Source organism: Streptomyces sp. NPDC059900, assembly GCF_050270335.1.
Taxonomy (GTDB): Bacteria; Actinomycetota; Actinomycetes; order Streptomycetales; family Streptomycetaceae; genus Streptomyces.
Genome location: NZ_JBNNJZ010000560.1, coordinates 1 through 5,152, shown reverse-complemented (window position 1 = coordinate 5,152; position 5,152 = coordinate 1). Strand labels below are relative to the sequence as shown.

Genomic DNA, 5,152 nt, shown 5'->3' with positions numbered 1-5,152 from the left:
TGGTTCCTTCGGGGCACGGGTGTTACGGCGGTCGCCGTGCGGAGAACGAGTGGAGTGTTCGCCTCCACCTGAAGGAGCACAACCATGCGTGTTCGTACTGCCTTTGCCGCCGCTGCGCTGGCCGCCACCGCGATTCTCGGCGGAGCCGGGGCCGCCGCCGCCGACGCCGGCGCGGAAGGCTCCGCCACCAACTCGCCCGGCATCCTCTCCGGCAACACCGTTCAGGTCCCCGTCCACGTCCCGATCAACGTGTGCGGTGTCAGCGCGAACGTCCTCGCGCTGCTCAACCCGGCGCAGGGCAACCACTGCGCCAGCAAGTAACCGGGCGCATCACGAAGCCGGGCACGCCGCCTTTCCCTTCTTGGCGGCGTGCCCGGCTTCTCGTGCGTTCTGCACGCCCGGAGCAAACCTGCCCGGCGACCGCTCCGAACCCCTGGCGACCGAAACCCCTCGGCAACAGGGAGTCAGCCATGAAGCGGAAGTCGACCACCACCATCACACCGCGTCGCAGGCGCGTCCGGAGGCTCGCCGTCACCGTCGCCGCCACCGGCCTTCTCGTGGGCGGCGGGATGGCCCTCTCGACGGGTTCGGCCAGCGCCGCCACCTTCTGCGGAAACACGCCGGCCGGAGGCTACGCGTGCATCATCGGCCAGCCGGACGGGTCGTTCAACTACTACAACAGCAGCGGGGAGATCATCTACAACTGGTGATGGCGCACCCCCGCCTCGGCCTGGCCCCGCTCCCGCCTCAGCAGCGGGAGCGGGGCCGGTCGCGGTCAGCGCTGGAGCGGCACCTTCCAGCACTTGGAGGCGGCCGGCTTGCCCGAGAGCCGGTCGGCCATCCAGGAGACGGCGTCGCCCTGGTCGGTGATGAGGGGCACGAGGTGGTTGGTGAGGATCTTGTCGCCGAGGTTCGGCAGCGCCAGCGCTTCGTAGGTCACGTCGGCTCCCTTAGCGCACCAGTCCACGGCCAACTGCCGTGCCTGCGCGTGCGGAACGATGTCGTCGTGGACGCCGGTCGCCAGACGTACCGGGCCGCTGGGCTTGAGCCTGCCGATGCGCTGCTTGTCCAGGGCCGCCTGCGCCCTGGGGTCGGCAGCGATGATGTCCCCTATGGACGTACCGTCGTTGGTCCACTTGTTGCTCTTGCTGAAGCCGTAGCCGAACAGCGCGTCGCCGACGCACATGGTCGAGGCGTCCTTCAGGGCCGCCTTCCCCGCCGAGTTGATGTGCGCGTCGACGACCGCGCGCAGGTCGGGGTCGGACTGGGCGAAGCCGCTGATCGACCAGGCGAGCGCTCCGGCCAGAGCACTGCCGTCGATGCCCTTCATGACCGACGTCAGATCAGCCGGCGGTGCGCCTGCGTAGGTGCCGGCGAGCTTGATGTCGGGTGCGTAGGAGGAGTGGAGTTCGGCAGCCGACGCGCTGGCTCCGCCGCCTTGGCTGTAGCCGTACAGGCCGGCGCGGGACTCGGCGGTGACCGAGGCTCCCGGCACGGCGCGCGCCGCGCGGGCCGCGTCGAGGAGGGCGTGCCCCTGGTCGAGGCGGTTGACGTAGGTGTGCAGACGGTCGGTGGCGCCGAGGCCCGCGTAGTCGGTGAGGACGACGGCTGCCCCGGTGGCCAGGATCCGGTAGATGGCCAGCGCTTCGTAACCGACGGACACCGTCTCGCCGTTGAGGGTCAGCGGGTGCTCCAGGGCGAACGAGGGAGCGCACTGGTCGCCCTGGCCCATGGTGCCCGAGGCCACGGCCACCAGCGGGCGCGGCCCCGGTTTCGTCCAGGCGGCCGTGGGCTCGATGTAGGCGCCGGTCACCGCGACGGGCTTTCCTGCCGAGTCGGTGGACTTGTACATCAGGCGGGTCGCGGTACCCGGCATCGGGCGGCCGTCGAGGCCGGGGATGCTCAGCCCGAGCGGCATGGCCTCGGTGCGGATCAACGCGCCGTTGGCGGCGGGCAGTTCGGCCGGCGGGTTGTAGAAGGCGGGGATGGTGACCCCGCGGGAGACGACGGGCTCATCGTCGGCGGCCGAGACCGGTGCGGCCGACGCGGCCGACACGCCGGAAAGGCCCGCGCATACGGTGCCGGCGACGACGCCGGCCATCAGGCGCCGGCGGGCCGGAGCGGCACGGCGGGCGGGCGGCGCGGCCGTGGGTGCGGCCGCTTCGGTGGATGAGGCTGGCAGGGCGGAACGCGAAGGTAGTCTTTTGCGGCTCATGAGGTGCTCCTCGCTCGTGATTCAGATGATCGTGTCGATGTCGTGGGCGGTGATGGCGTCCAGTGCCCGCTCGGCCACGGCGGCGATGGTCATGGAGGGGTTGCACGCTCCCGTGGTGCCGGGGATCAGCGCGCCGTCGAGTACGTAGAGCCCGCGCTGTCCGCGCACCCGGCCGTCGATGTCGCACACGGTGCCCATCGCCGCCCCGCCCAGCGGGTGCCAGGTGCTGTTGACCAGGGAGTTGGTGTCCGTCAGCACACCGAGCCGCTTGGAGACCGCCGTGACCCGCCGGTGGATGTTCCGGTGGCTTGCGGTGTCGCCGTCCCGCGGCCAGTGCAGCGAGACGGAGTCGGTGGAGGCGTCGTAGCGGAGGCGGCCGCGGTCGGGGCTGACCCCGAAGCCGACCAGCATGGTCGTTCTGGTGTCCGGGCCCAGCGGCGGCAGCGACGCCTGGATGATCGTGTTCGCGGTGGCCGGGTCGTCCCATGCCTTGCTGCCGTAGACCACCGGGCCGCCCTGCTCGGCCCCGAAGTCCTCCTGAAGGTTCGTCCAGGCGTAGATGCGGTCGCCGTTGGTGCCCCAGCCCTCGCCGAGGTCGTCGGGCAGATCGGGGATGGCGCCGGTGGCGGCCGCGCGGACGAGGAGCTTGCTGGTGTTGACGCTCCCGGCCGCCATGATCAGGGCGCGGGCCGAGAGGATCTTCTGCTCGAGGACGCGTCCCGTGTCGTCGGTGCGGTCGACCCGCACCTCCCAGCGCCCGTCGCGGTCCCTGGCCACGGACGTGACGTTGTGGTGGGTGGCGACTGTGACCTTGCCGGTGGCCTCGGCCTGCCGGAGGTAGGTCACGTCGACGGAGTGCTTGCCGCCGTTGTTCACGCCTAGGGCGCAGTCGCCGTTGGTGTACGACGGTTTCATCTCGCCCCGCAGTTCGGCCAGGGCGTAGTCCCAGTCGATCGGCATCGGGATCTTCTCGATGCCGTACCCGGCTTTGCGTGCCCGCTCGGCGAACACCCGGGCCGCCGAGTAGTTGGGCGAGGCGACGAGTTCCGCGGGCGCCGTGGCCACCCGGAGCATCTTGGCGACCCTGGGGTAGTGGACCCGGTCCATGCGCCGGTAGTCGAGTTGTTCGGGCAGCCAGGTGTTGAACACCGCCTCCGACGGCTGGAGGGTCATCCCCTGGTAGACGAGCGATCCTCCGCCGACACCGGCCGCGCAGACGCTGAGGATGTTCTCGCCGAGCACGGGCTCCAGGAGCCCGGCGTAGGGCGCGAAGTCGAGCGGCGTACCGAGGAGTTTGGCCAGCGGCCTGAGTGCGGCCGGGAGGGTGCCGTACCAGAGCATCCGCTTGTCGAGGCCCGAGACGCGGGGGAAGGTCTCCGCGTTCGGTCCGGTCGGCCAGCGCCGGCCGCGTTCGAGCACGGTCACCGGAACGCCGGCCCGGGCCAGGCGGAGCGCGGCGACGCCGCCTCCGAAGCCGGATCCGATGATGACGACCCGGTGTTCCTCCCGGCTCAGCCGTACGCGGGCCGGCACGGCGGAGGCAGTCGACGGCTGCGTGAGGACGCTCGCGGCGGCGAGTCCTGCGGCTCCGGCGAGCAGGGCGCGTCTGCTGGGTGGGGGCATGAGCGGCTCCTTGCGGGTGCGGGGGAACTAGAGGGGGTTGCGGGGACTGACGGGAGCGCTTTGTCGGCGGTTGAGCAGAGGTCGGCGTTGAATTGTCATGGGCATGCCAATTGACATGACGGATCAGCAGAATGGGCGGACCGACATGATTACCCGCTGGTCACTTACGGGAGAGTAGGGCTGGGTGTCAGTCTGTGACAAGACGTCTGCGTGCGCCATCTGGCCGTCTGCGTACGCCGTTTCGGCGGCTCGCTATGCTGCCGTGATCGAGACGGAGGGCGGTGGAGCGAGAGTGCGCGAGGCGCCATCCACGGAACGGGGACAGACGCCGGAAGCGGCCGACAGGCCGTCGCTCGTCCAGCGGCGAAAGGCGGCTCTCCGCCTCGAGATAGCCCGCGAGGCGGTCCGCCTGTTCACCTCGCAGGGCGTCACCGCCACGACGGGCGAACACATCGCTCAGGCCGTGGGGATCTCCGCGCGCACGATGTGGCGCCACTTCCCCACCAAGGAAAGCTGCGTACTGCCCCTCCTGTCGGCCGGGCTCGACTTCGCCATGGCCGAACTGCGCCGCTGGCCGCCGGAGATGACCCTCCTGGACTTCTTCACCGAGACCTGCCGGATCGGCGAACTCCCCGCCGACTCCCCCGCCATCCTCGACCTGATCCGCATGACGTCCACCGATCCGGCCCTGCGCTCCGTGTGGCTCCAGGCCCACGACGACGCCCTGCCGGTCCTGGCCGAACTGCTCGCCCGGCGCGCTGGCGGCCACCCCGGCGACCTGCGGGTGAAGGTGCACGCGGCGGCCCTCAACGGCGCACTGCGCGCGGCGGCTGAGGACTTCGCCCAGCGGTACGCGCATGCCCCCGAGGCGTCGGGAGGGGAAATCACCGCATGCCTTCTCGCGGCCCTGCATGCGGCGTCGGAGGGCCTGCCCTACTGACCGGAGGGCCTGCCCTGCTGAGGGGTGCCGGGCCCGAAGCCCGACAGCGGGGCGGCGGTCAAACGCACGCCCCGCTGCCCCAGTCGGAATTCAGCGGCGACCGGACCGGTCTACTTGGATTCGACTCGCCCGAACGCGTCGGGCCCGGTGGCCAGCGCGTCCACGGCCTCTTGCCACGCGTTGTCGCCCGGGCGGAACCGGGTGCGGAGGTAGGCCGCGGTGAGCCGTCCGAGTGCGGCCACGCGCCGGGGGTTCTCGTCGGTGGTCTCGGCGGCGTCGTATCCGCTGATCCCGCCGAGCAGGTGTTCCGCACCGAACAGGGTGAGCAGCGTCTTGCTGCCGGGGGCGAGGTGGTAGGGGTCGGCGTGCCAGTC

5 protein-coding genes and 1 pseudogene are annotated in these 5,152 nt (G+C 71.1%); 3 read left to right on the top strand and 3 right to left on the bottom strand.

All coding sequences use genetic code 11. The features are described from left to right. Positions 1-84: 84 nt before the first annotated feature. Both ACQKIP_RS39040 and ACQKIP_RS39035 read left to right on the top strand, forming a co-directional pair. Positions 85-321, top strand: a complete 237-nt coding sequence (locus tag ACQKIP_RS39040) for a chaplin (RefSeq protein WP_365856347.1) — start codon at positions 85-87, stop codon at positions 319-321. A 149-nt stretch (positions 322-470) separates the two neighbouring features. Continuing rightward, positions 471-710: a hypothetical protein gene (locus ACQKIP_RS39035; protein WP_365856345.1), complete on the top strand. Its 240-nt coding sequence runs from the start codon at positions 471-473 to the stop codon at positions 708-710. Positions 711-775: 65 nt separating this feature from the next. On the opposite strand, the gene ACQKIP_RS39030 is transcribed toward ACQKIP_RS39035, so the two are convergent. Then, entirely contained in the window at positions 776-2,215 is a 1,440-nt protein-coding gene (locus ACQKIP_RS39030) for a lipase family protein (RefSeq protein ID WP_365856343.1), read from the bottom strand. A gap of 21 nt (positions 2,216-2,236) precedes the next feature. After that, the gene (locus ACQKIP_RS39025) at positions 2,237-3,838 is read right to left on the bottom strand and encodes a GMC family oxidoreductase N-terminal domain-containing protein (protein WP_365856341.1); all 1,602 of its coding nucleotides are present in this window, start codon (positions 3,836-3,838) and stop codon (positions 2,237-2,239) included. 292 nt (positions 3,839-4,130) lie between these two features. Here ACQKIP_RS39025 and ACQKIP_RS39020 point away from each other — a divergent pair, with 292 nt between their 5' ends. Next, a complete protein-coding gene (locus ACQKIP_RS39020) occupies positions 4,131-4,778 on the top strand; it encodes a TetR/AcrR family transcriptional regulator (protein WP_365856339.1) in 648 nt (215 codons plus the stop codon). Positions 4,779-4,888: 110 nt separating this feature from the next. On the opposite strand, the pseudogene ACQKIP_RS39015 reads toward ACQKIP_RS39020, so the two are convergent. Further along, a pseudogene (locus ACQKIP_RS39015) lies at positions 4,889-5,152 on the bottom strand (chlorophyllase); the annotation flags it as partial.

Excerpts from the sequence above, each read along its gene's own strand:
- ACQKIP_RS39040 (WP_365856347.1), top strand. The coding sequence starts at position 85 with ATGCGTGTTCGTACTGCCTTTGCCGCCGCTGCGCTGGCCGCCACCGCG.
- ACQKIP_RS39030 (WP_365856343.1), bottom strand. The coding sequence starts at position 2,215 with ATGAGCCGCAAAAGACTACCTTCGCGTTCCGCCCTGCCAGCCTCATCC.
- ACQKIP_RS39025 (WP_365856341.1), bottom strand. The coding sequence starts at position 3,838 with ATGCCCCCACCCAGCAGACGCGCCCTGCTCGCCGGAGCCGCAGGACTC.
- ACQKIP_RS39035 (WP_365856345.1), top strand. The coding sequence starts at position 471 with ATGAAGCGGAAGTCGACCACCACCATCACACCGCGTCGCAGGCGCGTC.